This is a genomic window from Vibrio sp. 10N.222.52.B12 (assembly GCF_002875385.1).
GTDB lineage: Bacteria > Pseudomonadota > Gammaproteobacteria > Enterobacterales > Vibrionaceae > Vibrio > Vibrio jasicida.
In genome coordinates this window covers 1-22,940 of sequence record NZ_MDAW01000025.1, presented here as the reverse complement: position 1 = coordinate 22,940, position 22,940 = coordinate 1, and the positions used below count along the sequence as shown (strand labels likewise).

The following is a 22,940-nucleotide window of genomic DNA, read 5'->3' as shown; positions in this document are numbered from 1 at the left end:
TTATCCGCGATGAACCTTTTTATTACGCCAAGCATCGAATCGACTTGGTTTGACGCGGCTTGTTAGAGGCATGCTTTGAGATGCGAGCTATGACTATTTATCACATGATCTTTTGGTTGTGTGGGGTTGAGCGTGCTCGAGGTAGTGCAATTAAGTTAGGGAAACTAACAGTGAACAATGGAGTGTTGATGTATTGAGTATTAAGGGAAGTAAAGCGTTAAGTGGATAAAGAAAGAGAAGAAAAAAAATATCGTGGTATAGCCGGGGGGACTATACCACGGGTGTCAATGACACCTTCGCTTGCTGCCGGAGTGACATGTTGCCATGTCACCTCTGGAATTCTTTTGAGTGGCTGTTGCCTCTCGACGGGTTAACTATACGAGACCTTACTTATTTTTCTTATAAAAATAACGACAGGTTGATGTGAGAAAAGCGACAAAATGCAATTTTAAATGCAAGTAATTGTTTTTTATTGGTTTTTTGTTTTTTGGTGATTTGTTTGTTGCGATTGTGTTAATTGCTGTATTGCTGAAAATATTCAATTTTGACGAAAATGACGAGAGATTGATTAACGGAGTTGACGTTGTATTTCGTCAAAAGCATTAATGAAATCTTTGATTTCACACAATGAATGCAAGGAAATGGCGGAGTATCATCTGCTTCCTGTATACTATTAATAATAATATTTCTCATTAGCACTACCCTTAAGGGCCATTATGAAGTTATCAGAGATTAAACCCGGCGAAACGGTGACTATTCGTTTATTGGAAGGTCTTACATCGGATGTCAGAAAAAAGCTTATGGTGATGGGTTTACTTCCCAATACTGAAGTGAAAGTCATTCGACGAGCTCCAATGGGTGACCCACTGCAAGTAGAAGTACGTGGTGTTTCTGTGGCACTACGAGAAGCTATTGCTCAAAGCATCGAAGTGGAGCGCGTATAATGCAATACCAAATTCTTACGGTCGGTAACCCAAACAGCGGTAAAACGACACTTTTTAATGGTCTTACTGGTGCAAAGCAGCAAGTAGGTAACTGGGCAGGTGTCACCGTCGAGAAGAAAACCGGTCAGTTCAAACATGCCGGTGACGACTTTGCTTTAACTGACCTGCCGGGCATTTACTCTTTAGACAGTGGTAATGACAGCAACAGTATTGATGAATCCATTGCCTCTCGTGCGGTTCTGACGCACCCTGCTGATCTGATCATCAACGTAGTCGATGCAACAAGTCTTGAACGTAGCTTATATATGACACTGCAGTTGCGCGAACTTGGTCGTCCGATGATTGTTGTATTAAACAAAATGGACGCACTTAAGCGTGAACGCCAAATCATCAACGTTGCAGAACTAGAAAAAACGTTGGGTTGTCCGGTAGTTAGCCTGTCAGCGACAAACAAAGCACAAGTAGCAGAATTTAAAGAGAAGCTGCACAAGTCTGTGGTTCAAGGCGTCGCGTTAAAAGAAGTGGCTTTGAACTACGGCGAACAAATGGAAGCGGCGATCGGCAAAGTTTCGGCTCTTTTCAATGATCAAACCGTTTCTCACCGAGCATTGGCGATTCGCGCACTAGAAAAAGATGCACTGGTTCTTAATAGCATGTCGGATGCAGACCGCAATAGTGTTGAAAATACGATTGCCGAGCTAGATCTTGATGTTGACCTGCATGTGGCTGACACCAAATACACACATCTTCACGAAGAGTGTAAGAAAGTACGCCGTAGCGAAGGTAAGCTAAGCCGCAGCGTGACTGAAAAGCTAGACCAATTCATTTTGAACAAGTGGGTGGGCATTCCATTCTTCTTCGTTGTGATGTACCTAATGTTCATGTTCTCTATCAACATTGGTAGTGCGTTCATCGACTTCTTCGATATCGGTGTTGGTGCTCTGTTGGTTGATGGTGGTCACCACTTGTTAGACGGTCATTTGCCTGTGTGGTTAGTGACGGTTCTTGCTGATGGTATCGGTGGTGGTATCCAGACGGTTGCAACCTTCATTCCGGTTATCGCTTGTTTGTACCTGTTCCTAGCGGTACTTGAGAGCTCAGGTTACATGGCTCGTGCAGCATTCGTATTAGACAAAGTGATGCAGAAGATCGGTCTACCGGGCAAAGCATTTGTACCGTTGGTTCTTGGTTTTGGCTGTAACGTTCCGTCAATCATGGCAACTCGTACTCTAGACCAAGAACGTGAGCGTAAACTGGCTGCATCTATGGCGCCATTTATGTCATGTGGTGCGCGTTTACCTGTCTACGCTTTGTTTGCAGCAGCTTTCTTCCCTGGTTCTGGTCAAAACATTGTATTTGCACTTTACCTTTTAGGTATCGTTGCAGCGATCTTTACCGGTCTTTTCCTTAAGCACACGCTTTACCCAGGTAGCAGTGACAGCCTAGTAATGGAAATGCCTGATTACGAGCTTCCGACGCTACAAAACGTGGTGATCAAAACTTGGCAAAAGCTAAAGCGCTTTGTACTTGGTGCAGGTAAAACCATCGTTATCGTTGTTGCTATTCTGAGTTTCTTCAACTCATTGGGTACTGATGGCAGTTTTGGTAACGAAGACAGCGAGAACTCTGTGCTTTCTAAAGCAGCACAAGTTGTGACTCCAGTATTCTCACCAATCGGTGTTCAAGAAGACAACTGGCCAGCGACGGTAGGCATCATTACCGGTATCTTCGCAAAAGAGGCGGTAGTTGGTACGCTGAACAGTCTATACACTACGCCAAGCGACGGCGAAGACGCAGAATTTGACCTAATGGGCAGCCTAGAAGAGGCAGTAATGAGTATCCCAGAAAATCTAGCCGGTTTGAGCTACTCAGATCCACTAGGTATTGAAGTGGGTGACTTAACTGACTCAAATGCAGTTGCAGAAGAACAAGAAGTCGATGCTTCTATCTTCGGTAACATCAAATCGCAGTTTGCTTCTGGCAATGCAGCGTTTGCTTACCTAATCTTTATCTTACTGTACACACCATGTGTTGCAGCAATGGGTGCTTACGTACGTGAGTTTGGCCATAAGTTCGCTCGATTTATAGCAGTATGGACAATGGGACTGGCTTACCTATGTGCGACGTTCTACAACCAACTGACACATTTCGCAGATAGCCCAGTGACCAGTGGTATTTGGATTGCGGTAATTGTAGCAATCTTCTTTGGTACATACCGTGTGTTCAAACGAGTTGGTAAGAAGCAAAACGGTGCATTAGAGGCGCAAGTAGCATGATTTTAAAAGAGCTTTATCAATACATTGCAGACAAAGGAATCGTCTCTCAATCAGATCTGGCTAAGCAGTTTGGGATGAGTGAAGATGGCGCCGACGCGATGTTAAGCGTGTGGATCAAGAAGGGAAAAATTAACCGTCTAGTCGACACCAATAAAGCTCATGATGTGACTCGAGTACGTTACTCAGTAACTAAGCAAGATGGTTTATCACTGACAGTGACCATGTAGCAATTAAAATTATCATGTAAAGACGACAAAGCCGCATCAGTAACGATGCGGCTTTTCTTTTGCTAGTTATTGTATTGTGAATACAGCGGAATCAATGCTCTTCAGAGTGTTTAGTCGCACCTAACCCTAGGAACTTCAACCCTAGACTTAAAACTAAAATCGAAATAGGTAAGGTCAAGATCGTCCAATTTAAGCTGTCGAAGTTAATCAGTACGAGCTCCAAGAACTTCACAAATAAAATCACAATGATGACTTCAGCCAAGATATTTTTCAGGTGGCCGATGTTTGGGGTTCTGATCCAATGTAAAACCGACTGTTCTTGTGTTTTCGCTTTAGCTTTGTTGGAAATAAATAGTGTGTAGATGCCGTGAGCAAAGATGAACAAAACTAGCGCAACAAGAAATGTATCCAGCGACTTGATCAAATAAGCGATCGCGATATCTGCTTTATCTAAATGTGCGAGTGCTTCCGGAGGTGTTTTATTAAGAATGAAGACTGCAAACGCCGAATAGGTTTTCGCTGCGCCCATAACAAAAAGCAAGAACGAAGCAGCCATAGAACAGATGATGGCGATCCAGCTGACGTATCGGAATGTGTTGAAGACTTGTTTCATGATGACCCTCTCTAATTGAGCTGGCAGTCTAAACAAGTTTGATTTAAGTGATAATCCCAGAATAATGAGAAAGATTGTTACAAATATGCATTAATCTTCCTCTACTTATCTCGTGTGTATTCAAAGGCGGATGATTTTTACTCGCGGTGCTTATGCCTTTTGGAAAATAGAGCTCAGTGACAGCACGTTCTTAATGCGCCCAAGTAGCTCGTTTTGCTCTTCTTCTGTACGGAATTTACCTTTGGTGTTACCCCAAACCGGTCCAGGCCATGCGACGTCATCTTTGAAGCGAGCGATATGGTGAATGTGCAGCTGTGGCACCATATTACCTAGCGCACCAAGGTTTAACTTGTCTGGACGGAATGTGGCTTCCAGTGCTTGGCTTACCGCTTGAGACTCTAGCAAAAACTGTTGCTGTTCTTTCATTGGCAAGTGGTGAAGCTCTTTTAGGTTTGCACGTTTTGGTACCAAGATAACCCATGGCACGGCATTGTCTTTATGCAGAAGCGCCACACACAGTGGGAAATGACCGATAACGGTAGTGTCTTTTGCCAGTTGAGGGTGCAGTTCAAAACTCATTATATTATCCGATTTGAATTGAATGACATTAGTATACGCCAGATAAAACAAAAGGTTGACGCTTTCACGCCAACCTTTCTAAATCATCTCGATTCTCGATTCTCGATTCGCTTACATGCGCTCTAGAGTATCGATACCTAGTAGAGACAGACCCTGCTTGATAGTCTTCGCTGTTAGCGCTGCTAGTTTCAGACGGCTTTGTTTCACTGCTTCGTCTTCTGCCACTAGGATAGGGCACGCTTCGTAGAAGCTAGAGAACTGACCTGCTAATTCGAATAGGTAGCTACACATGATGTGTGGTTGACCTTCGCGAGCAACAGATTGAACCGCTTCTTCGAACTGCATAAGTTTTGCAATAAGCGCTTTTTCTTTCTCGTCAGTGATTTTGATTTCACCTTGTAGATCATCCATAGAAACGCCAGCTTTAGCGAATACAGATGCTACACGAGTGTAAGCGTATTGCATGTACGGTGCAGTGTTACCTTCGAACGCTAGCATGTTGTCCCAATCGAACACGTAGTCCGTAGTACGGTGCTTAGAAAGGTCTGCGTATTTAACCGCTGCCATTGCAACAGTATTTGCGATCGCTTTCTTCTCGTCTTCAGCTAGCTCAGGGTTCTTAGATTCGATCAGCTGTGCTGCACGAACTTCTGCTTCATCAAGAAGGTCTGCTAGACGAACAGTACCACCAGCACGAGTCTTGAATGGTTTACCGTCTTTACCTAGCATCATGCCGAATGCATGGTGTTCAAGAGAAACAGATTCTGGAATGTAACCCGCTTTTCGAACGATAGTCCAAGCTTGCATTAGGTGTTGGTGCTGACGAGAGTCGATGAAGTAAAGTACGCGATCCGCGCCTAGTTCCTCGTAACGGTATTTCGCACATGCGATGTCCGTTGTTGTGTATAGGAAGCCGCCGTCGCGTTTCTGAACGATAACGCCCATCGCTTCGCCGTCTTTGTTCTTGAATTCTTCAAGGAACACAACTTGCGCGCCGTCATCTTCAACCGCAAGACCTTGTGCTTTAAGGTCTGCTACGATCTTAGGTAGCATGTCGTTGTACATGCTCTCGCCCATTACGTCATCACGAGATAGAGATACGTTTAGACGATCGTAGTTGCGTTGGTTTTGGATCATGGTAACGTCAACTAACTTCTTCCACATTTCTGCGCAGAACTCGTCACCGCTTTGCAGTTTTACAACGTAGCCACGAGCTTTTACTGCAAACTCTTCGTCTTCATCGTACAGCTTTTTCGATTCACGGTAGAAACCTTCAAGATCCGCCAGTTCCATAGAAACTTCGCCAGACTCTTGTTGTACACGCTCAAGGTTTGCGATAAGCATACCGAACTGAGTACCCCAGTCACCGATATGGTTCGCACGGATCACTTTGTGACCTAGGAACTCAAGAGTACGTACTACTGCATCACCGATGATGGTTGAACGTAGGTGACCAACGTGCATTTCTTTAGCAACGTTTGGTGCAGAGTAGTCAGCAACGATCGTTTGAGCTTCGTCTGCTGCAACGCCAAGACGTGAGTCAGCCAGTGCTGCTTCCGCTTGTTTTGCTAGGAACTCTTCGCTTAGGAAAATGTTGATGAAACCAGGACCAGCGATTTCTGTCTTGCTCGCAATACCATCTAGGTCTAGAACATCCAGTACTTTCTGTGCAAATTCTCGTGGGTTAGTACCCAGTTTTTTAGCAACGCCCATTACGCCGTTTGCTTGGTAGTCACCAAATTGTGGCTTTGCTGATTGGCGTACTGCCGCAGGGCTGCCTGCAGGTGCGCCAGCGGCTTCTAGAGCCTGAGATACTTTGTCATTAATAAGTGCTTGGATATTCACACGCGTTTCCTTCAATTCAAGGACGAAGAACTCGGCGAAGTAAGTGCCGAGTTCTGTTGGAGTTCACAAAAATGGGGCTAATGATAACAACTTTATTGCTTTTCATACAGAGAGGAATTGGGGAAATTTATACTTTTTCGATTGAATGGAAATGTGGCTTGGTTTGCGTTTACTATTGCGCTCAGAGTAATGAGATAAATCGCCCTATAAGAGAGCCACAATGACGACTCAACTAGTTGAAAAACGCCTAGCGCCTGAATTGATGATCCAAGATCTGGATGCGTTTATGGCGAAGATTGAAGAGCTTGCATCCCTGTTAAAACTGGATCTGAGCTTTGCTCAAGCTGACCATATTGCGCTGCGTATTAATGATACTGAAACAGCGAAAGCCGCGCATGAAGCATGGAATCAATACGGTAAGGTGATTTCACAAGCGAAAATCAACGGTCGCCCAATTATTGTTATCGAATTCGACAAAGCGTTGGAAAGCCGTGGCTGGAAGATAGAGTGTTTGGAGCTACCATACCCAGCGGAAGGCAAAATCTACTCAACTGAAAGCTGGGAACATGTGGAGTTTGTGATTCCGTCTCATGCTGAAACCGCCGATGAGTTTTTAGCGGATTTGAAACACACTTATCCTGCGTTTGGTGCGCGTTTTGATGAGTTAGGAGAGCTGGGCGTGAAGATCAAACTATCGAGCCCAAAAGGGGAAGGCGAACGCTTGAACAACCCAACCGTGGCGTTTAAGTATCAAGGTATTTGTATCAAGCTGCACCCACATTCACTCAAGCGTATTGTGGAGTCAGAGCAGGCTGAATAAGTTAGCTTTTAATGATTAGAAAGAAGAAAGGGTTGCCCAATGAGCAACCCTTTCTTTTATTGAAATTCGATAAACTTAAAGAATAACCGTCTTATTGCCGTAAACAAAAACGTGATCATTGATCACTTTATTCAAAGCCTTGCTCAATACGTTCTTCTCGACATCGCGACCCGCTTGCGCCATATCTTGTGCGCTAAACGTGTGATCCACTGGAATAACGTCCTGCTTGATGATTGGGCCTTCATCCAAGTCATTCGTCACGAAGTGCGCTGTTGCACCGATGATCTTCACACCGCGGTCGTAAGCTTGTTGGTACGGTTTTGCGCCGATAAACGCGGGTAAGAAGCTGTGGTGGATATTGATGATCTTGTGACGGTATTTCTCTACGAAAGTTGGAGTGAGAACACGCATGTATTTCGCTAGCACAAGATAATCGGCATCATATTGATCAATCACTTCAAGCATCTTCTGCTCGTGCTCTTCACGGCTAAGATCTTCGTGTGTCACGTGGTGATAAGGGATATCAAAACGTTCGGTCAGCGTTTGCAGTTTGTCGTAGTTACCAACAACTGCAGCAATTTCAACATCTAAGCTGCCGTCATAAGTCTTCATCAGAATATCACCCAAACAGTGCGCTTCTTTCGTCACTAGGATAACGATGCGTTTGCGGCGAGAGCTGATCAACGTGCGCTTTGCTCCTTGCGGCAGTGCTTGATCTAAATCAGCGAGAAGCGTTTGATCGTTGAAGTACCCCTCCAACTCAGTTCTCATGAAAAAGTGCCCACTGGTGTTATCAACAAACTCGTTATTATGAACGATATTCAGCTGATGCTTATAACAGATATTGGTGATTTTTGAGATTAGACCCGGTGCGTCGCTGCAATGAGTCAACAGTGTTTTCTTTTCCATAAATCAGATACTTCCATGCATTATTTTTCTAGCGTACGAATCAAGTACTCACTTTAGAAGCGTGAATCGTACGGCAATCTGACTTCATAAATAATCTATTCTTGGCGTGGTTTCAACAAATTATCCGCATGATGCTAAAACCTAGTGCTTTTGTTGGCTGATGTTTACGCTCAACTCCTGATATACTCTCGACAATTTTTCCAACCAGATGTCAGGCATGATCGCAAAAACATTCTCCTCTGAGGGCGCGTTAGGTAAAGCCATTCCGGGCTTCCAAGCTCGCCAGCCACAAATTGATATGGCAGAAGCTGTCAGCAATGCGATCAAAGACCAAACTCAGTTGGTGGTTGAAGCGGGAACGGGGACCGGCAAAACCTTCGCTTACCTTGTGCCTGCGTTATTGAGTGGCAAGAAAGTCATCATCAGTACCGGGTCGAAGAACCTACAAGAACAGCTGTATCACCGTGATTTGCCTTTGATGGTGAATTCGCTGGGCTTCTATGGTCAAGTGGCACTTTTAAAAGGTCGTTCTAACTACCTTTGTTTGGATCGTTTAAGTCGTCAAATGGTCGAAAGCCATACGAATCAAGCTGACCCAACACTGCTTACCCAATTGGTTAAGGTTCGTAGTTGGTCGTCTGAAACTAAAACGGGTGACTTGGGTGATTGCGATGATCTGCCAGAAGACAGCATGATTATTCCGACGATTACGTCAACGAATGATAACTGTCTGGGTAAAGACTGTCCGAGCTACACCGATTGTTTCGTCTTGAAAGCACGTAAACGTGCGATGGATTCAGACATTGTTGTAGTCAACCACCACTTATTCCTTGCAGACCTTGCGATCAAAGAAACTGGCTTTGGTGAATTGATCCCAGAAGCTGACGTGTTCATCTTCGACGAAGCTCACCAGCTTCCAGATATTGCCAGCGAATACTTCGGTCAATCGATCTCTAGCCGTCAGATCCAAGAGCTCGCCAAAGACATTGAGATTGCGTACCGTACAGAGGCAAAAGACATGCGCCAGCTGCAAAAAGTGGGCGATAAGCTGATGCAAAGTGCGATGGACATGCGCATCGTGCTGGGTGAGCCGGGCTTTCGTGGTAACTGGCGTGAAGCGATGCAATCTGAGTCCATTAAACGTGAATTGGTGCGTTTAACTGATAGCTTAGATCTGGCGATTGATGTGTTGAAACTGGCACTGGGTCGAAGCCAGTTGCTGGATACTGCGTTTGAACGTGCCAATCTAATAAAAGGTCGAATTGACCGTGTTTGCGATGTCGACATCACAGGTTATTCCTATTGGTTTGATACATCGCCACGTCATTTTGCTCTGCACATTACGCCGCTTTCTGTGGCGGATAAATTCCATGAGCAAATCGAAATCAAACAAGGCGCGTGGATTTTTACCTCAGCAACCCTAGCGGTTTCGGGTGACTTTAAACACTTTACCGACCGTCTTGGATTAAAGCCGAAGCAACAGTTTTCGTTGCCATCTCCGTTTGATTACGAGAAGCAAGCACGCTTATGTGTGCCTCGTTATCTACCAGAGCCAAACAGCCCTGGCTTAGCCGACAAACTGGTGCGAATGCTTGCGCCTGTAATTGAAGAAAACGATGGGCGTTGTTTCTTTCTGTGTACTTCGCACAGCATGATGCGTGAGCTTGGTGAACGCTTTCGTGAAGTGCTGGATTTGCCAGTGCTAATGCAAGGCGAAATGAGCAAACAAAAGACCCTTGCCGAGTTTATGGAGCTAGGTAATGCATTGCTGGTGGCGACGGGGGCATTCTGGGAGGGGATCGATGTTAGAGGTGATGCGCTGAGCTGTGTTATCATCGACAAATTACCGTTTACTGCCCCTGATGACCCGCTGCTCAAAGCCCGAATCGAAGATTGTCGATTACGTGGCGGTGAGCCGTTTGCAGAAGTGCAAATCCCAGATGCGGTTATCACGTTAAAGCAGGGTGTAGGACGTTTGATTCGAGACCAAAAAGACCATGGTGCCTTGATCATTTGCGACAACCGTTTGATAACGCGTGATTACGGTGGCATCTTCCTCGGCAGTTTACCGCCAATCCCAAGAACACGGGATTTGGAACGAATCAAAACATTCCTAAAAACAGAACAACCTGCCGCAGATTAATACGCTGTGGCATCAATAAATTAAAGAAGAATTGTAGAGAGTTACATGAGCGCAAAAATTCTTGCTATCGATACGGCAACTGAAAACTGTTCAGTTGCGCTACTGGTTAATGACCAAGTGATTTCACGCAGTGAAGTGGCTCCTCGTGACCACACTAAGAAAGTGCTGCCTATGGTAGACGAAGTACTGAAAGAAGCGGGCCTGACTCTACAAGATTTAGACGCATTGGCGTTTGGTCGTGGTCCGGGCAGTTTTACTGGCGTTCGTATCGGGATTGGTATTGCACAAGGTTTAGCGTTTGGTGCTGATCTGCCAATGATCGGCGTTTCAACGCTGGCTGCGATGGCGCAAGCAAGCTACCGTCTACGCGGCGCAACGGATGTAGCTGTTGCGATTGATGCACGCATGAGTGAAGTTTACTGGGCACGTTACACTCGCCAAGAAAACGGTGAATGGGCCGGTGTGGATGCAGAATGCGTTATTCCACCAGCGCGTCTAGCGGAAGAAGCGCAAGCAGACGACAAAACGTGGACTAAAGCGGGTACTGGTTGGGATGCTTACCAAGACGATCTTGGCAAACTGCCATTCAACTTAACGAGCGGTGATGTGCTTTACCCTGATTCGCAAGACATCGTGATTCTTGCTGAGCAGGAGCTTAAGAAAGGCAACACAGTCCCAGTAGAAGAATCGAGCCCGGTTTATCTGCGTGATAATGTGACGTGGAAGAAACTTCCGGGTCGCGAATAATCCGTCTTTCAATGACATGATAAAGTGCAGGGCGTTTGCCCTGTATTTTTATGGAGCGTTATGGCGTCTATCAATGGTTTACCTCCTGCGTTAATACCGGGTGCAAATCGCACCAATAAAGTCGGTAAAAAAGGGCAGGTAAAGAAAACTCAAGATAAGCAGTCCGTTGGTCAACCTTCTAAGGTGGCGAACGCCGTCGCGCATTCCATTAAGCAAGTGGATGAGTCTCAGATTCATCGCGCTCAAGTGCAATATGATTTGCCCGAGGGTCATGCTCGCAAAGCAATGGAACAGTATATGGATGTCATGAATCGAGCGAAGAAAGAGGAACTTGCTCAGTTACTTGGTGTCGATATCTATGTGTAAAACAACAAATTTATAGTGGGGGTTTATGAAACTTTCTGGACGTATTTTTCTGGTTATTATCGCAGCATTCGGGCTTTCTGCCTGTAGCTCTCTTCCTGAAGAGTTAAATGCAAGCACCGAGCAGGTTCTGACGGATTACAAAACCTTTGCCGAAGACCAAGGACAGGCTGCAAACGATGTTCGCCTTGGTGGTGTTATCGCGAAAGTGGATAACTTGAAAGACCAAACGCGTCTTGAGATCGTAAACCTTCCAATCAGCAAATCTGGCAAGCCAGATATCGACCAAGAACCAACGGGTCGCTTTGCGGTGTATTTTGATGGTTACTTAGAGCCAGTTTCTTTTAGTAAAGGTCGAATCATTACCGTTGTTGGTAAAGGTTCGGGCGAAGAAGAAGGCAAAATTGGTGAGCACCAATACATCTTCCCAGTCATCAAAGGCGATGGCTACCGCTTATGGAAGATTGAAGAGCGCGTGCGTATGTACGACACACCAACCTATTACTACCCTTGTTACTCTATTAACTGCCGCATGTGGCGAAATGACTTCCCGCAAGATGGCAAGGTGATCAAGAAGGTTAAATAATCTGTGATGAATGAGCGCCGTTTCGAACTCCCAAATGGGAGCATGGCTGCCTTAGAGATCGGAAACGAAAAAACGACTGCTTGTTCAGTCGTTTTTCTTCATGGGTGGATGGATAACGCGGGCAGCTTCAAAAGTTTGATGAATGCCATCCATCAGCGAAACCCTGACCTTCATTTATTGGCGATTGACCTATTTGGTCATGGCTTATCCAGTCATAAATCCTCGGACAATTACTACCCCTTCCACGACTACATTGCTGATTTACACCAACTATTGGATGAATTATCACCAAACAGACTGATGTTAGTAGGGCATTCACTAGGCGCCTTAATCGCAAGTTGCTATAGTGCTGCCTTTCCTGAACAGGTCGAAGCGTTAGTGCAAATTGAAGGAGCGGGTCCACTCGCTGAACAACCTTCCAATAGTGTTAAACGACTGCGAGATGGTGTCCTTGGCCGACAACGTCAACGCAATAAACCGGAGCGAGCTATCGCTTCTTTCGATCTGGCGTTAAAGCTACGCATACACGCGAATCACCTGACCGCCGAGCAGTTGATGCCAATCGTAGAGCGCGGAACTGAATGTCGCGAGAACCAGTGGTTTTGGCGACACGATGCCAAATTAAAGTGCGATTCTCTTTATCGTATGACACAGGACCACGCGAACTCGATCACCAGCCAAATACGCTGTCCGCACCTTATCATATTGGGTGACAAAGGATTTCAGCATTTACAGTCTAACCAAGTCGATTGGGGCGAAAATCCACCGAATGTGGTTTCTGTCGCGGGTGGGCACCATTGCCATTTAGAGCAAACACTCGAGGTCGCAAAGCGAATTCTTGGTGTAGTTAACAAAATTTAAACAAGTGTTTGAGAGTTACGTGCTCAAGCACGTTTGCTGTGCTGTAATAGTGTTCAAAATAAAAAGGACGCTATTTTTTAGCCAGTTATAAACGAGGAGTAACATCGTGGATAAACCATGGCTTTCACGTTATCCAAGTGACGTACCTGAAACCATTAATCCAGAGCAATATGAGTCTTTGGTAGAAATGTTCGAACAGTCTGTTCAAAAGTACGCAGACCAACCGGCATTCATGAACATGGGCTCGGTCATGACCTTCCGCAAATTGGAAGAGCGTAGCCGCGCATTCGCCGCATACCTACAAAACGAACTTAAGCTGAAGAAGGGCGACCGTGTCGCGCTTATGATGCCAAACCTGCTGCAATACCCTGTCGCGCTATTTGGTGTTTTGCGTGCTGGCTGTATCGCTGTGAACGTGAACCCACTTTATACTCCACGTGAGCTTGAACATCAGCTAAACGATGCTGGTGCAACGGCGATCGTTATCGTTTCTAACTTCGCGAACACACTTGAGCAGGTTGTAGAAAATACACCAGTGAAACACGTAGTCTTGACCAGTCTTGGCCAAATGCTACCACGCGCGAAAGGTACGCTTGTCGACTTCGTCGTTAAATACGTGAAGGGCATGGTGCCTAAATACGACTTACCTGGCGCAATCTCAATGCGTAAAGCACTGCACAGAGGTCGTCGCCTTCAGTACGTGAAGCCATTCATGTCTGGTGATGATATCGCATTCCTGCAGTATACCGGTGGTACAACGGGCGTAGCGAAAGGCGCAATCCTGACGCACCGCAACATGATTGCTAACGTTATGCAGGCGAAAGGTGCATACGGTCCAGTACTGTCTCCAGGTCGCGAGCTTGTTGTTACGGCACTGCCGCTTTACCACGTATTCGCACTGACGGTGAACTGTCTGCTGTTCGTTGAAATGGGTGGCAACAACTTGCTTATCACTAACCCGCGTGATATTCCGGGCTTTGTGAGAGAGCTGCAAAAATACCAGTTCACTGCAATTACTGGTGTTAACACCCTGTTTAACGCGCTAGTGAACAACGAAGATTTCCATGAGCTAGATTTCAGCAACCTTCGCCTAGCTGTAGGTGGTGGTATGGCAGTACAACGTGCCGTGGCTGAAAAATGGCAAAAGACCACCGGCTGTTACCTACTAGAAGGTTACGGTCTAACAGAATGTTCTCCGTTGGTGGCGGCTTATCCGCACGACCTAGTGGAATACAACGGTTCTATTGGTCTGCCTGTACCATCAACTGAAGTACGTATTGTTGATGAAGAAGGTAATGCACTTGCAAACACAGAGACAGGTGAGCTTCAAGTTCGCGGTCCTCAAGTGATGCAAGGTTACTGGCAGCGCCCAGAAGCGACCAAAGAAGTGATCAACGAAGACGGTTGGCTATCGACGGGTGACATCGTTAAGTTTGATGATGAAGGCTTCTTGCACATTGTTGATCGTAAGAAAGACATGATTCTTGTATCAGGCTTCAACGTTTATCCGAATGAAATTGAAGACGTAGTTGCACTGCACGGCAAAGTACTGGAAGTCGCGGCTATCGGTCAGCCTCACGAAGTGTCTGGCGAGTTGGTGAAGATCTACGTTGTAAAACGCGATCCAAGCCTGACCAAAGACGAAGTGATTGCACACTGTCGCCAACACCTAACGGGCTACAAAGTACCGAAGTTGGTTGAGTTCCGTGAAGATCTACCTAAGACCAACGTAGGTAAGATCCTTCGTCGCGTATTGCGCGAAGAGAACGACGCAGAGCTCGCGAAGAAGAGCGCATAAGCGGATTTCTTTGTGCAACAATCATTTATTGCCAAATAGTGTTAGAATGCCAGCGTTTTGCTGGCATTTTTTTATAGCGAGAAGCATGTGAACTATCAGATCATTACGAAAAACAAAGACCTAGAAGAAGTCTGCGCTCTGGCAAGAGAAGCCGACGTAGTTATGCTGGATACCGAATTCGTGCGAATCAGAACTTACTATCCGCAACTAGGTTTGATTCAGCTTTTCGATGGCAAACAACTTTCCCTTATCGATCCGACCGAACTGACCGACATGACATCGTTCGTCGAGTTGTTAAAAGACACCTCAGTACTAAAAGTACTGCACGCGTGTGGTGAAGATTTAGAAGTCTTCCAAAATGCTTTTGGCTGCACACCATTCCCAATGGTGGATACGCAGTTGATGGCGGCTTTCCTAGGTCACGGCCTGTCGACGGGCTTTGCTACGCTGGTGGAAGAATACCTAGGTGTCGAGCTAGACAAGAGCGAGTCTCGCACTGACTGGATGGCACGTCCACTGACTCAAAAGCAGCTTGATTACGCTGCAGCGGACGTGCACTACCTAATGCCTCTTTACGATAAGCTATTAGATAAAGTGAACGAAGCAGGCTGGTGGGAAGCGGTTCAGCAAGAGAGTGATCTGCTTGTATCAAAGCGTATTCGTAACTTAAACGAAGAAACCGTTTACCTAGACATCAAAGGTGCATGGCAACTAAGACCGGCTGAACTTGCGATTCTTAAGCCTTTAGCGACTTGGCGTTACCGCGAAGCGATCAAGCGCGACCTTGCATTGAACTTCATTTTCAAAGAAGGCGACTTGCTGACGGTGGCTCGCCTTGGGCTGACAAACTTTAAGAAGATGGAAGCGGAAGGCATCGACATTCGTGCGATTAACCGCCACGGCGCACGAATTGCGGCCATTGTGAAAAGTGCAAAGCAAACACCTGCCGATGATTACCCAGCGAAAATCGAACGTTTGATGGATTACCCAGGCTACAAGCAAATCTTCAAGAACATGAAGGATGTGGTGAAGGTAGCATCGCAAAAATCAGGCTTGGCGACCGAGTTCTTGGCGTCTAAAAAGCAGATCAACCAAATCATCAGTTGGGTATGGAAGAAAGACCGCGACCCAGCGCGTCTACCGGATGTGATGCAAGGCTGGCGTCTTGAATTGCTCGGCGAGAAGATGAATAAGGTACTGAAGTAAGTACCAAATAAAAAAAGGTTGGCACTATCGCCAACCTTTTTTGTAACACGCATTTGTATTTTACTTGGAGTCCCCATTTTAGCAGGGCTAATCCACTGGGTCATTCCAGCGAACCTAGGTGAGACTAGGAATCTACTGACAGTCCGCTTTGAAGCCAAAACCTTCTTTCACCAAGCCGAGTACTCTGGTAATAGATTCTGAATCACGCTCGTACCTCGCTGTCCAGAATGACGAAGAGGAAGACTCTCAAGCAAAGTCGAAAAGTAATTACTTCTCGTCTTCTGGCAACTTCACGTTTAGCTCAAGAACCGAAATATCATCGTCCTTGTGTTCAAACGTCAAATCCACCATGTTTGGATCAATCGCAACGTATTTGCTGATCACCTTCAAGATGTCCTCTTTCAATTGAGGCAAGTAAGAAGGCGCAGGATCGTTCTGGCTACGACGCTCAGCAACGATGATCTGCAAACGCTCTTTGGCTAGATTCGCAGAAGTTTTCTTTTGTGGGCGGAAAAATTCTAGTAGTGACATGTCTAGCCTCCGAATAGTCGTTTAAAGAGTCCTTTCTTCTCCTCAGTAAGGAAACGAAATTCAACCTGATTGCCCAGTAGGCGGTCTACCGTATCAGAGTAAGCCATACCTGCGTCGGTGTTCTCGTCAAAGATCACAGGTACACCTTTGTTTGATGCATTCAGTACCGCTTGGCTCTCTGGAATCACACCCAATAGAGAAATGTGTAGGATCTCTTCCACGTCTTCAACGCTTAGCATCTCACCCTGTGTTACGCGAGAAGGGTTGTAACGTGTTAACAGTAGGTGCTGCTTAACTGGCTCAAGACCTTGCTCTGCGCGTAGCGACTTCGAATCCAAAATACCTAGGATACGGTCGGAGTCACGTACCGAAGATACTTCCGGGTTCGTCGTTACGATCGCTTCATCTGCGTAGTACAGCGCCATCAGAGCACCTTGCTCGATACCTGCTGGCGAGTCACAGATGATGAAGTCGAAGCCCATCTCATCCAACTCAGTGAACACACGTTGTACGCCATCTTTCGTTAGCGCGTCTTTATCTCGTGTTTGAGAAGCTGGAAGAATGAATAGGTTATCTGTGCGCTTGTCTTTGATCATCGCTTGGTTAAGCGTTGCTTCGCCGTTGATGACGTTAACAAAGTCATACACCACGCGGCGTTCACAGCCCATGATAAGATCGAGGTTACGCAAGCCGATATCAAAATCGATCACCGCAGTCTTTTTACCCTTTAGAGCCAGACCCGAGGCGATGGCTGCGCTTGAAGTGGTTTTACCAACGCCACCTTTGCCAGACGTTACTACAATAATGCGTGCCATTTTATTTCCTTTTTAGACTAAATCGTGAGTGTTTCTAGATGTAATGATTCTTCGGCTTTACTGATCATTACTTTCTTTTGCCAATACTCACTCTCAATTTGATCGCTCAACCAGTAATCTCCTGCAATGGAAACCAGTTCAGCTTGTAAATCGTGACAAATAATTCGTGCTTCTTGTTGGCCACTCGCCCCAGCAATAGCACGTCCGCGTAGGGTGCCATGAATGTGAATAGAGCCATCAGCAATCACTTCTGCACCAGCGCTTACGTGTGCTAGTACAACTAAGTCACCGTCTTTCGCATAGATTTGCTGACCAGAACGAACAGGCGTACGCACGATCTTCGTTGGAGCCATTTTGGCTGGTGCTTGAGTTGGAGATTTGCTCGCAGACATGATGGCGAAGCCCGCTTCTGAAGCAAGGTTTTGAACGCGTTTATCTTTACAGCCAGTCACACCAACCGGAATAAACCCTGCGTCAGCGATGCCTTGTTTAAGTGCGAGGAAATCAATATCACCTTCTACTTTTGCTATATTGATAACCAGAGGTGCGGATGCGAAGAAAGAAGGCGCTTGAGAAACCTTTTCTTGCAAAAATTCGACAGTCGTAGCGATCTCATTGTCAGAAAGGTGTAAAACTGACAATGTAAAACTGCTACCTTTAAGGTCAGGTGAATGGGTCATCGTGGACTTCTTGCCTTTATTGAAAGAGCGTTGCCTTAAACTAGGTCTGTCATGTTATATTTCATCCTTTAGCGCAGCAAGTTCTCAAGCGAGCAAATAAGTGAATTAATCTCAAATTTGCAATCAAGTTTGCGAGAATTTTACGTTTTCAACAAAATCCGCACTCAAAGCGGGTAAATCAGCACAAAAGGCTCGTCATGCTTTGTTCTATTTATAAAAGTTCTAAAAAAGAAGGCACTTATCTCTATATTCCGAAAAAGGATGATTTCTCACAGGTTCCTGACATGCTTATGCAAATGTTCGGTAAGCCTATGCCGGTGATGACAATCAAACTTGATGGCCGTACTTTGGCACAAGTTGATGTCGAGAAAGTGAAAGCTTCATTAATTAATGACGGTTTCTTCCTACAGGTTCCGCCTCCGCCGGAAAACCTACTCGATAAATACAAAGAACAAAAAGCCCAGCAGAAAGGCGAATAAACTCGCAACTTTTCATCTGGGAATTCTGCCTCGCTCATAAAGGAGGGCGATATGAAAAAATTACTGGCAGCCATGCTCAGCGTTGGTATGTGTACTTCAGCCTTTGCAAGCAGCGACGGCTTTGATGAATACCTAAATAAATTGCGTGCAGAAGCGCGTGACAAAGGTATTTCTGAGCAGGTGATCAGTGCCGCTTTTTCTGATGTGGAATACAAACCACGAGCAGTAAAAGCAGACCGTAACCAGCCAGAGAAGAAACTGACGTTAGACGAATACATTCCGCGTGCGGTTCCTGAGTGGAAGGTCAAGCAAGCGAAGCAACTGTATAAAGAACACTACGCTGAACTAAAACGCATTGGCGATGAGTTTGGTGTACAGCCGCGCTTTATCGTTGCACTTTGGGGCGTGGAAAGTAACTTCGGTAAGTTCACCGGTAACTTCCGCGTGATCGACGCGTTGTCGACCATGGCATTTGAAGGTCGTCGTGAAGAGTTCTTCCGTAAAGAAACCATGGCGGCGCTACAAATCCTAGATGAAGGTCATATCGAGCTAGAGAACTTCAAAGGTTCTTGGGCTGGCGCGATGGGTCAATGTCAGTTTATGCCAAGCTCATTCCTGCGCTTTGCCGCGGATGGTAACGGTGACGGTAAGAAGGACATCTGGCAATCAGAAGCAGACGTGTTTGCTTCTACTGCGAACTACCTAAGCAAATCTGGTTGGGATGATAAGTTCACTTGGGGGCGTCAGGTTAAAGTGCCACACGGCATTGACCACAACCTGCAAGGTCGCGAAGCAGAAAAAGGTAAGTACCTTCAAGAGTGGAGCAAGCTTGGCATCACCAAATACGATGGCAGCCCACTTCCTAAGCTGGACGAAGACATCAAGGCTTGGCTGATCATGCCAGACGATGAGAACGGCCGTACTTACTTGGTGTACAACAACTACAATGTGTTGATGAAGTGGAACCGCTCTTACTACTTCGCACTGGCGGTAAGTCACTTAGCTGACCGCATCACATTCTAAGTTGAATGTATAAACGAACAAAAAGGGGCTCTTCGGAGCCCTTTGTTTTCTCTATTTTAAACGAGGTTTGCGTGTTATCTGAACGTGCTGCACAAATGGTGATCTTCTCGGCGTTGATCAAACATAAGAATTTTACCGCTGCGGCAAAGAGCCTTGGTGTGTCTGTTTCTCACGTCAGTAAACAGCTTAGCCAATTAGAAGCTTCATTAGGCATCAAGCTTGTGCAACGTACCACGCGCAGCTTCACGCCAACCGAAGCGGGGCAAACCTTCTACCACCACTGTGAGCAAGTGGTACAAGCCGTTAGCAGTGCCACGTTAGAGATGGAAAGCCAACGCGATGAAGTCGCCGGTTTGGTTCGTCTCGGTTTGTCGCAATCTTTTGGCACACTCCACATCATTCCTGCGATCCAAGAACTTCGCGAGCAGTACCCACAACTGCAAGTTGAAGTGCATTTGTTCGATTACAAAGTCGATATGCTCGAAGAAGGCTTGGATCTGTGGATCACCAATAATGAACATTTGCCAGAAGGTTACATTGCTCAGCGCTTAGCAGATTGCCAATTCGTGGTTGCGGCATCGCCGGATTACTTACTCAAGTACGATACACCAACCGAACCGAATGACTTGTCGCAACACAACTGTCTTATCTACCGCAGTTGGGAGCGTGACTACACCAGTTGGGCGTTCACCAATCGCGAGCAAGAACTCAACGTGAAAGTCTCTGGCAACTACTCAGTCGATTTGGCAGAAGCGGTACGTGATGCTGCGATCGCAGGCTGGGGGATTGCTTACTTAGCCACTTACTTGCTAGGGGATGAATTCCGCTCAGGTAAACTGATTCAGCTTCTACCAGATTGGAGAGCCAGCCAATCTATGCCGTTTTATGCGGTGTACCCAAGTCGTCAGCATATGCCGAAAAAGATCTCTGCAGTGATCGACTTCATCAAACAGAAGATCGGATCGCCTTGCCATTGGGATCAGCGATTAGCTCCTTATATCTCGATTCCTAAGTAGCGAGTACATAAGGTGATTTGAATCACAAAATTTTTCCAAATTCAGAAACATCTTTTCCATTTGGAAATAATGATTTTAGGCAAACGTTTATCTTCATTTAATTCAATGGGTTATTTGGCTGGTTAAATTGCAACCAGCTGACTTATTCAGCCTGTTAACATCTCCAACTTGCAGCATTTATTATGCTCTATACAATCCGACGCCTTTCCTGTTCCCCCTTTGTCGGATTCATTTTATGAACTCAATTCTTGGTATCGTAGCCATCCTATTCGTAGCATGGCTGCTTTCGACTAACCGTAAGAACATTCGTCTACGAACGGTGTCTTTGGCTTTTGCTCTGCAAGTTATCTTCGCGCTTTTGGTATTGTATGTACCAGCGGGTAAAGAAGCGCTTAACGCAGTAACTGGCGCGGTTTCTAATCTGATCAACTACGGTCAAGAGGGCATCGCGTTCCTATTTGGCAACCTAGCAACAGGTGGCTTTACCTTCGCGATCAACGTACTTGGCATTATTATCTTCTTTTCAGCACTGATTTCAGGTTTGTACCACATCGGTCTGATGCCTAAAGTGATCAACCTAATCGGTGGTGGTCTACAGCGCTTGTTAGGCACTGGCCGAGCAGAATCACTGTCTGCTACAGCGAACATCTTTGTGGGCATGATTGAAGCACCACTAGTCGTTAAGCCATATCTTAAGCACATGACAGACTCTCAGTTCTTCGCAGTAATGACTGGTGGTTTGGCATCGGTTGCTGGTGGCACACTAGTAGGTTACGCATCACTGGGTGTGGATCTGAACTTCCTAATCGCAGCGGCATTCATGTCTGCGCCTGCGGGTCTTCTGATGGCCAAAATCATGATGCCAGAGACAGACACCACAACTCCAGATATCGACCTAGACCAAGTAGAAATTCCACGAGCAACCAACGTGGTTGAAGCAATGGCAGACGGCGCAATGTCTGGTCTACGTATCGCAGTAGCGGTAGGTGCAACCCTATTGGCGTTTGTGAGTGTTATCGCGATGCTAAACGGCATTCTAGGCTGGTTTGGCGGTCTGTTTGGCATGGAACTGAGCTTCGAGCTAGTACTTGGTTACCTATTCGCACCAATCGCATGGTTGCTGGGTATCCCTTGGAACGAAGCTATCGTGGCTGGTTCTCTGATCGGTAACAAGATTGTGGTAAACGAGTTCGTAGCTTTCATCCAACTGATGGAAGTGAAGTCTCAGTTAAGCGCACACTCACAAGCTATCGTAACCTTCGCACTGTGTGGTTTCGCGAACATCTCAACCATGGCAATGCTAATTGGCGGCCTAGGCTCACTCGTACCAGAGAAGCGTTCATTCATCTCGAAATACGGCTTCCGCGCAATCGCAGCAGGCGTAATGGCAAACCTGATGAGTGCATCAATCGCTGGCGTGATTTTGAGTTTGTAACAGAACCCCTCCCTAACCCTCCCCTTAAAAAGGGGAGGGGACTAGACCTGAGTGCGCTGAGTATGGAGCGCCAATCGACAGTTAATATAATGTCTGTAGCGATTGCATTAGTTGAATCGATCTCTTTCCGGTCCTCCCTATTTTTAAGGGGGAGTTAGAGGGGGTTGCTGCTCCGAACTAAATCCGGTCGCTGCATTTGAATAAGTTAGTGAACGAATAGCGATCTCAGTCAGGTCCTCCCCATTTTCAAGGGGGAGTTAGAGGGGGGTTATTACTTCAAACTAAATCCGGTTGCTGCATTTGAATAAGTTAACAAACGAGTAGCGAGCTCAGTCCAGTCCTCCCCATTTTTAAGGGGGAGCTAGAGGGGTTATTACTCCGAACTAAATTGAATAATCCTTTCCAAAACAGACTCGGTTTGCTTCATCACTTCTTCGTTGGTAAATCGCAGAACCTTAATCCCCAACGCTTCTATGAATGCATCCCTCTTTGTATCTTTCTCTTTTCCCTCGGTAGAGAAATGGCTATCGCCATCAATTTCTATTACGAGACTCAATTCAGCACAATAGAAGTCAACGATGTAGCGACCAATACCGTGTTGCCTACGAAACTTTACACCGAGTTGTTTTCGTCTAATTTTTTGCCAAAGTACTTCTTCAGGTTTTGGCATATTCGAGCGTAGCTGGCTTCTGATTTTCTTTTGATACTTCAAGTTAAACGTTCGTTGTTGCACTTGTGCTTCCTTTGCGTTCTCAACCCCTCCCTAACCCTCCCCTTAAAAAGGGGAGGGGACTAGAGCGGAGTGCGCTTAGTGTGAAGCGATAATCGAGAATTCATATAATGTTTGCTTTGATTGCATCTGTTAGAGCGATCCAGTCCTCCCCATTTTCAAGGGGGAGTTAGAGAGGGTTGTTACTCCAAACTAAATCCGGTAGCTGCATTTGAATAAGTTAGCGAACGAATAGCGATCTCAGTCCGGTCCTCCCCATTTTCAAGGGGGAGTTAGAGGGGGTTGTTACTCCAAACTAAATCCGATTGCTGCAT

General features: G+C 46.0%; 23 protein-coding genes. 15 read left to right on the top strand and 8 right to left on the bottom strand.

The genetic code is table 11. The annotated features are described in order from the left end of the window. The first annotated feature begins 716 nt into the window (after positions 1 to 716). The 3 genes from BCT11_RS01655 to BCT11_RS01645 are packed head-to-tail and all read left to right on the top strand — an operon-like array spanning position 717 to position 3,447. The gene (locus BCT11_RS01655) at positions 717 to 944 is read left to right on the top strand and encodes a FeoA family protein (protein ID WP_038879271.1); all 228 of its coding nucleotides are present in this window, start codon (positions 717 to 719) and stop codon (positions 942 to 944) included. Next, on the top strand, positions 944 to 3,220 hold the full coding sequence (gene feoB / locus BCT11_RS01650; protein ID WP_102386927.1) for a Fe(2+) transporter permease subunit FeoB: 2,277 nt from the start codon (positions 944 to 946) through the stop codon (positions 3,218 to 3,220). Before BCT11_RS01655 ends, feoB begins: the two co-directional genes overlap by 1 nt. Continuing rightward, positions 3,217 to 3,447, top strand: a complete 231-nt coding sequence (locus BCT11_RS01645; RefSeq protein WP_038865666.1) for a FeoC-like transcriptional regulator — start codon at positions 3,217 to 3,219, stop codon at positions 3,445 to 3,447. The genes feoB and BCT11_RS01645 overlap by 4 nt, the downstream gene beginning before the upstream one ends. A gap of 91 nt (positions 3,448 to 3,538) precedes the next feature. On the opposite strand, the gene BCT11_RS01640 is transcribed toward BCT11_RS01645, so the two are convergent. The 3 genes from BCT11_RS01640 to argS all read right to left on the bottom strand — a co-directional run bounded on the left by BCT11_RS01640 (position 3,539) and on the right by argS (position 6,484). Beyond that, the gene (locus tag BCT11_RS01640) at positions 3,539 to 4,060 is read right to left on the bottom strand and encodes a YqhA family protein (RefSeq protein ID WP_102386926.1); all 522 of its coding nucleotides are present in this window, start codon (positions 4,058 to 4,060) and stop codon (positions 3,539 to 3,541) included. Between the two features lie 150 nt (positions 4,061 to 4,210). Further along, complete coding sequence (locus BCT11_RS01635; RefSeq protein ID WP_054756977.1) at positions 4,211 to 4,639, bottom strand: HIT domain-containing protein; 429 nt, start codon at positions 4,637 to 4,639, stop codon at positions 4,211 to 4,213. Positions 4,640 to 4,750: 111 nt separating this feature from the next. Beyond that, positions 4,751 to 6,484, bottom strand: coding sequence for an arginine--tRNA ligase (gene argS / locus BCT11_RS01630; RefSeq protein WP_038865662.1), 1,734 nt, complete (start codon positions 6,482 to 6,484; stop codon positions 4,751 to 4,753). A 220-nt stretch (positions 6,485 to 6,704) separates the two neighbouring features. On the opposite strand from argS, the gene BCT11_RS01620 reads away from it, so the two are divergent. Continuing rightward, entirely contained in the window at positions 6,705 to 7,304 is a 600-nt protein-coding gene (locus BCT11_RS01620; protein ID WP_039975583.1) for a VOC family protein, read from the top strand. 75 nt (positions 7,305 to 7,379) lie between these two features. Here the strand turns inward: BCT11_RS01620 and purU are convergent, their stop codons facing one another. Continuing rightward, positions 7,380 to 8,213, bottom strand: coding sequence for a formyltetrahydrofolate deformylase (gene purU, locus BCT11_RS01615; RefSeq protein ID WP_038879279.1), 834 nt, complete (start codon positions 8,211 to 8,213; stop codon positions 7,380 to 7,382). A 217-nt stretch (positions 8,214 to 8,430) separates the two neighbouring features. Here purU and BCT11_RS01610 point away from each other — a divergent pair, with 217 nt between their 5' ends. From BCT11_RS01610 to rnd, 7 genes are all read left to right on the top strand, one after another. Further along, the gene (locus BCT11_RS01610; protein WP_102386925.1) at positions 8,431 to 10,356 is read left to right on the top strand and encodes an ATP-dependent DNA helicase; all 1,926 of its coding nucleotides are present in this window, start codon (positions 8,431 to 8,433) and stop codon (positions 10,354 to 10,356) included. Positions 10,357 to 10,401: 45 nt separating this feature from the next. Beyond that, the gene (gene tsaB / locus BCT11_RS01605; RefSeq protein ID WP_102386924.1) at positions 10,402 to 11,103 is read left to right on the top strand and encodes a tRNA (adenosine(37)-N6)-threonylcarbamoyltransferase complex dimerization subunit type 1 TsaB; all 702 of its coding nucleotides are present in this window, start codon (positions 10,402 to 10,404) and stop codon (positions 11,101 to 11,103) included. Between the two features lie 60 nt (positions 11,104 to 11,163). Then, positions 11,164 to 11,469: a hypothetical protein gene (locus BCT11_RS01600; RefSeq protein WP_005428720.1), complete on the top strand. Its 306-nt coding sequence runs from the start codon at positions 11,164 to 11,166 to the stop codon at positions 11,467 to 11,469. Between the two features lie 25 nt (positions 11,470 to 11,494). After that, positions 11,495 to 12,052, top strand: a complete 558-nt coding sequence (locus BCT11_RS01595) for a Slp family lipoprotein (protein ID WP_038879286.1) — start codon at positions 11,495 to 11,497, stop codon at positions 12,050 to 12,052. Between the two features lie 6 nt (positions 12,053 to 12,058). Continuing rightward, positions 12,059 to 12,913: an alpha/beta hydrolase gene (locus BCT11_RS01590; protein ID WP_102386923.1), complete on the top strand. Its 855-nt coding sequence runs from the start codon at positions 12,059 to 12,061 to the stop codon at positions 12,911 to 12,913. Between the two features lie 106 nt (positions 12,914 to 13,019). Further along, the gene (gene fadD / locus BCT11_RS01585; RefSeq protein WP_102386922.1) at positions 13,020 to 14,711 is read left to right on the top strand and encodes a long-chain-fatty-acid--CoA ligase FadD; all 1,692 of its coding nucleotides are present in this window, start codon (positions 13,020 to 13,022) and stop codon (positions 14,709 to 14,711) included. 87 nt (positions 14,712 to 14,798) lie between these two features. Then, positions 14,799 to 15,917: a ribonuclease D gene (gene rnd, locus BCT11_RS01580; protein WP_102386921.1), complete on the top strand. Its 1,119-nt coding sequence runs from the start codon at positions 14,799 to 14,801 to the stop codon at positions 15,915 to 15,917. Positions 15,918 to 16,184: 267 nt separating this feature from the next. Here rnd and minE read toward each other — a convergent pair whose 3' ends face one another. The 3 genes from minE to minC are packed head-to-tail and all read right to left on the bottom strand — an operon-like array spanning position 16,185 to position 17,943. Beyond that, on the bottom strand, positions 16,185 to 16,448 hold the full coding sequence (gene minE, locus BCT11_RS01575) for a cell division topological specificity factor MinE (protein WP_005437690.1): 264 nt from the start codon (positions 16,446 to 16,448) through the stop codon (positions 16,185 to 16,187). A gap of 2 nt (positions 16,449 to 16,450) precedes the next feature. Then, positions 16,451 to 17,263 carry a septum site-determining protein MinD gene (gene minD, locus BCT11_RS01570; RefSeq protein ID WP_005437688.1) on the bottom strand — a complete coding sequence of 271 codons (813 nt, stop codon included), beginning with the start codon at positions 17,261 to 17,263 and terminating at the stop codon, positions 16,451 to 16,453. Positions 17,264 to 17,280: 17 nt separating this feature from the next. Then, a complete protein-coding gene (gene minC / locus BCT11_RS01565) occupies positions 17,281 to 17,943 on the bottom strand; it encodes a septum site-determining protein MinC (protein ID WP_038865652.1) in 663 nt (220 codons plus the stop codon). Between the two features lie 197 nt (positions 17,944 to 18,140). Here minC and BCT11_RS01560 point away from each other — a divergent pair, with 197 nt between their 5' ends. From BCT11_RS01560 to BCT11_RS01545, 4 genes are all read left to right on the top strand, one after another. Then, a complete protein-coding gene (locus tag BCT11_RS01560) occupies positions 18,141 to 18,422 on the top strand; it encodes a YcgL domain-containing protein (RefSeq protein WP_038865650.1) in 282 nt (93 codons plus the stop codon). A gap of 51 nt (positions 18,423 to 18,473) precedes the next feature. Further along, positions 18,474 to 19,445: a lytic murein transglycosylase gene (locus BCT11_RS01555; protein ID WP_038865648.1), complete on the top strand. Its 972-nt coding sequence runs from the start codon at positions 18,474 to 18,476 to the stop codon at positions 19,443 to 19,445. 71 nt (positions 19,446 to 19,516) lie between these two features. Further along, the gene (locus BCT11_RS01550) at positions 19,517 to 20,461 is read left to right on the top strand and encodes a LysR family transcriptional regulator (protein ID WP_038879297.1); all 945 of its coding nucleotides are present in this window, start codon (positions 19,517 to 19,519) and stop codon (positions 20,459 to 20,461) included. A 235-nt stretch (positions 20,462 to 20,696) separates the two neighbouring features. Continuing rightward, positions 20,697 to 21,896: a NupC/NupG family nucleoside CNT transporter gene (locus tag BCT11_RS01545; RefSeq protein WP_042606107.1), complete on the top strand. Its 1,200-nt coding sequence runs from the start codon at positions 20,697 to 20,699 to the stop codon at positions 21,894 to 21,896. 373 nt (positions 21,897 to 22,269) lie between these two features. On the opposite strand, the gene BCT11_RS01540 is transcribed toward BCT11_RS01545, so the two are convergent. Continuing rightward, positions 22,270 to 22,566 (bottom strand): endonuclease domain-containing protein, encoded by a 297-nt coding sequence (locus BCT11_RS01540; protein ID WP_042606119.1) that lies wholly within the window; start codon positions 22,564 to 22,566, stop codon positions 22,270 to 22,272. Positions 22,567 to 22,940: the final 374 nt, after the last annotated feature.

Bases quoted from the DNA above. Each gene is read 5' to 3' on its own strand.
- BCT11_RS01655 (WP_038879271.1), top strand. From the start codon at position 717: ATGAAGTTATCAGAGATTAAACCCGGCGAAACGGTGACTATTCGTTTA.
- feoB (WP_102386927.1), top strand. From the start codon at position 944: ATGCAATACCAAATTCTTACGGTCGGTAACCCAAACAGCGGTAAAACG.
- BCT11_RS01645 (WP_038865666.1), top strand. From the start codon at position 3,217: ATGATTTTAAAAGAGCTTTATCAATACATTGCAGACAAAGGAATCGTC.
- BCT11_RS01640 (WP_102386926.1), bottom strand. From the start codon at position 4,060: ATGAAACAAGTCTTCAACACATTCCGATACGTCAGCTGGATCGCCATC.
- BCT11_RS01635 (WP_054756977.1), bottom strand. From the start codon at position 4,639: ATGAGTTTTGAACTGCACCCTCAACTGGCAAAAGACACTACCGTTATC.
- BCT11_RS01620 (WP_039975583.1), top strand. From the start codon at position 6,705: ATGACGACTCAACTAGTTGAAAAACGCCTAGCGCCTGAATTGATGATC.
- purU (WP_038879279.1), bottom strand. From the start codon at position 8,213: ATGGAAAAGAAAACACTGTTGACTCATTGCAGCGACGCACCGGGTCTA.
- BCT11_RS01610 (WP_102386925.1), top strand. From the start codon at position 8,431: ATGATCGCAAAAACATTCTCCTCTGAGGGCGCGTTAGGTAAAGCCATT.
- tsaB (WP_102386924.1), top strand. From the start codon at position 10,402: ATGAGCGCAAAAATTCTTGCTATCGATACGGCAACTGAAAACTGTTCA.
- BCT11_RS01600 (WP_005428720.1), top strand. From the start codon at position 11,164: ATGGCGTCTATCAATGGTTTACCTCCTGCGTTAATACCGGGTGCAAAT.
- BCT11_RS01595 (WP_038879286.1), top strand. From the start codon at position 11,495: ATGAAACTTTCTGGACGTATTTTTCTGGTTATTATCGCAGCATTCGGG.
- BCT11_RS01590 (WP_102386923.1), top strand. From the start codon at position 12,059: ATGAATGAGCGCCGTTTCGAACTCCCAAATGGGAGCATGGCTGCCTTA.
- minE (WP_005437690.1), bottom strand. From the start codon at position 16,448: ATGTCACTACTAGAATTTTTCCGCCCACAAAAGAAAACTTCTGCGAAT.
- minD (WP_005437688.1), bottom strand. From the start codon at position 17,263: ATGGCACGCATTATTGTAGTAACGTCTGGCAAAGGTGGCGTTGGTAAA.
- minC (WP_038865652.1), bottom strand. From the start codon at position 17,943: ATGACCCATTCACCTGACCTTAAAGGTAGCAGTTTTACATTGTCAGTT.
- BCT11_RS01560 (WP_038865650.1), top strand. From the start codon at position 18,141: ATGCTTTGTTCTATTTATAAAAGTTCTAAAAAAGAAGGCACTTATCTC.
- BCT11_RS01555 (WP_038865648.1), top strand. From the start codon at position 18,474: ATGAAAAAATTACTGGCAGCCATGCTCAGCGTTGGTATGTGTACTTCA.
- BCT11_RS01545 (WP_042606107.1), top strand. From the start codon at position 20,697: ATGAACTCAATTCTTGGTATCGTAGCCATCCTATTCGTAGCATGGCTG.
- BCT11_RS01540 (WP_042606119.1), bottom strand. From the start codon at position 22,566: ATGCCAAAACCTGAAGAAGTACTTTGGCAAAAAATTAGACGAAAACAA.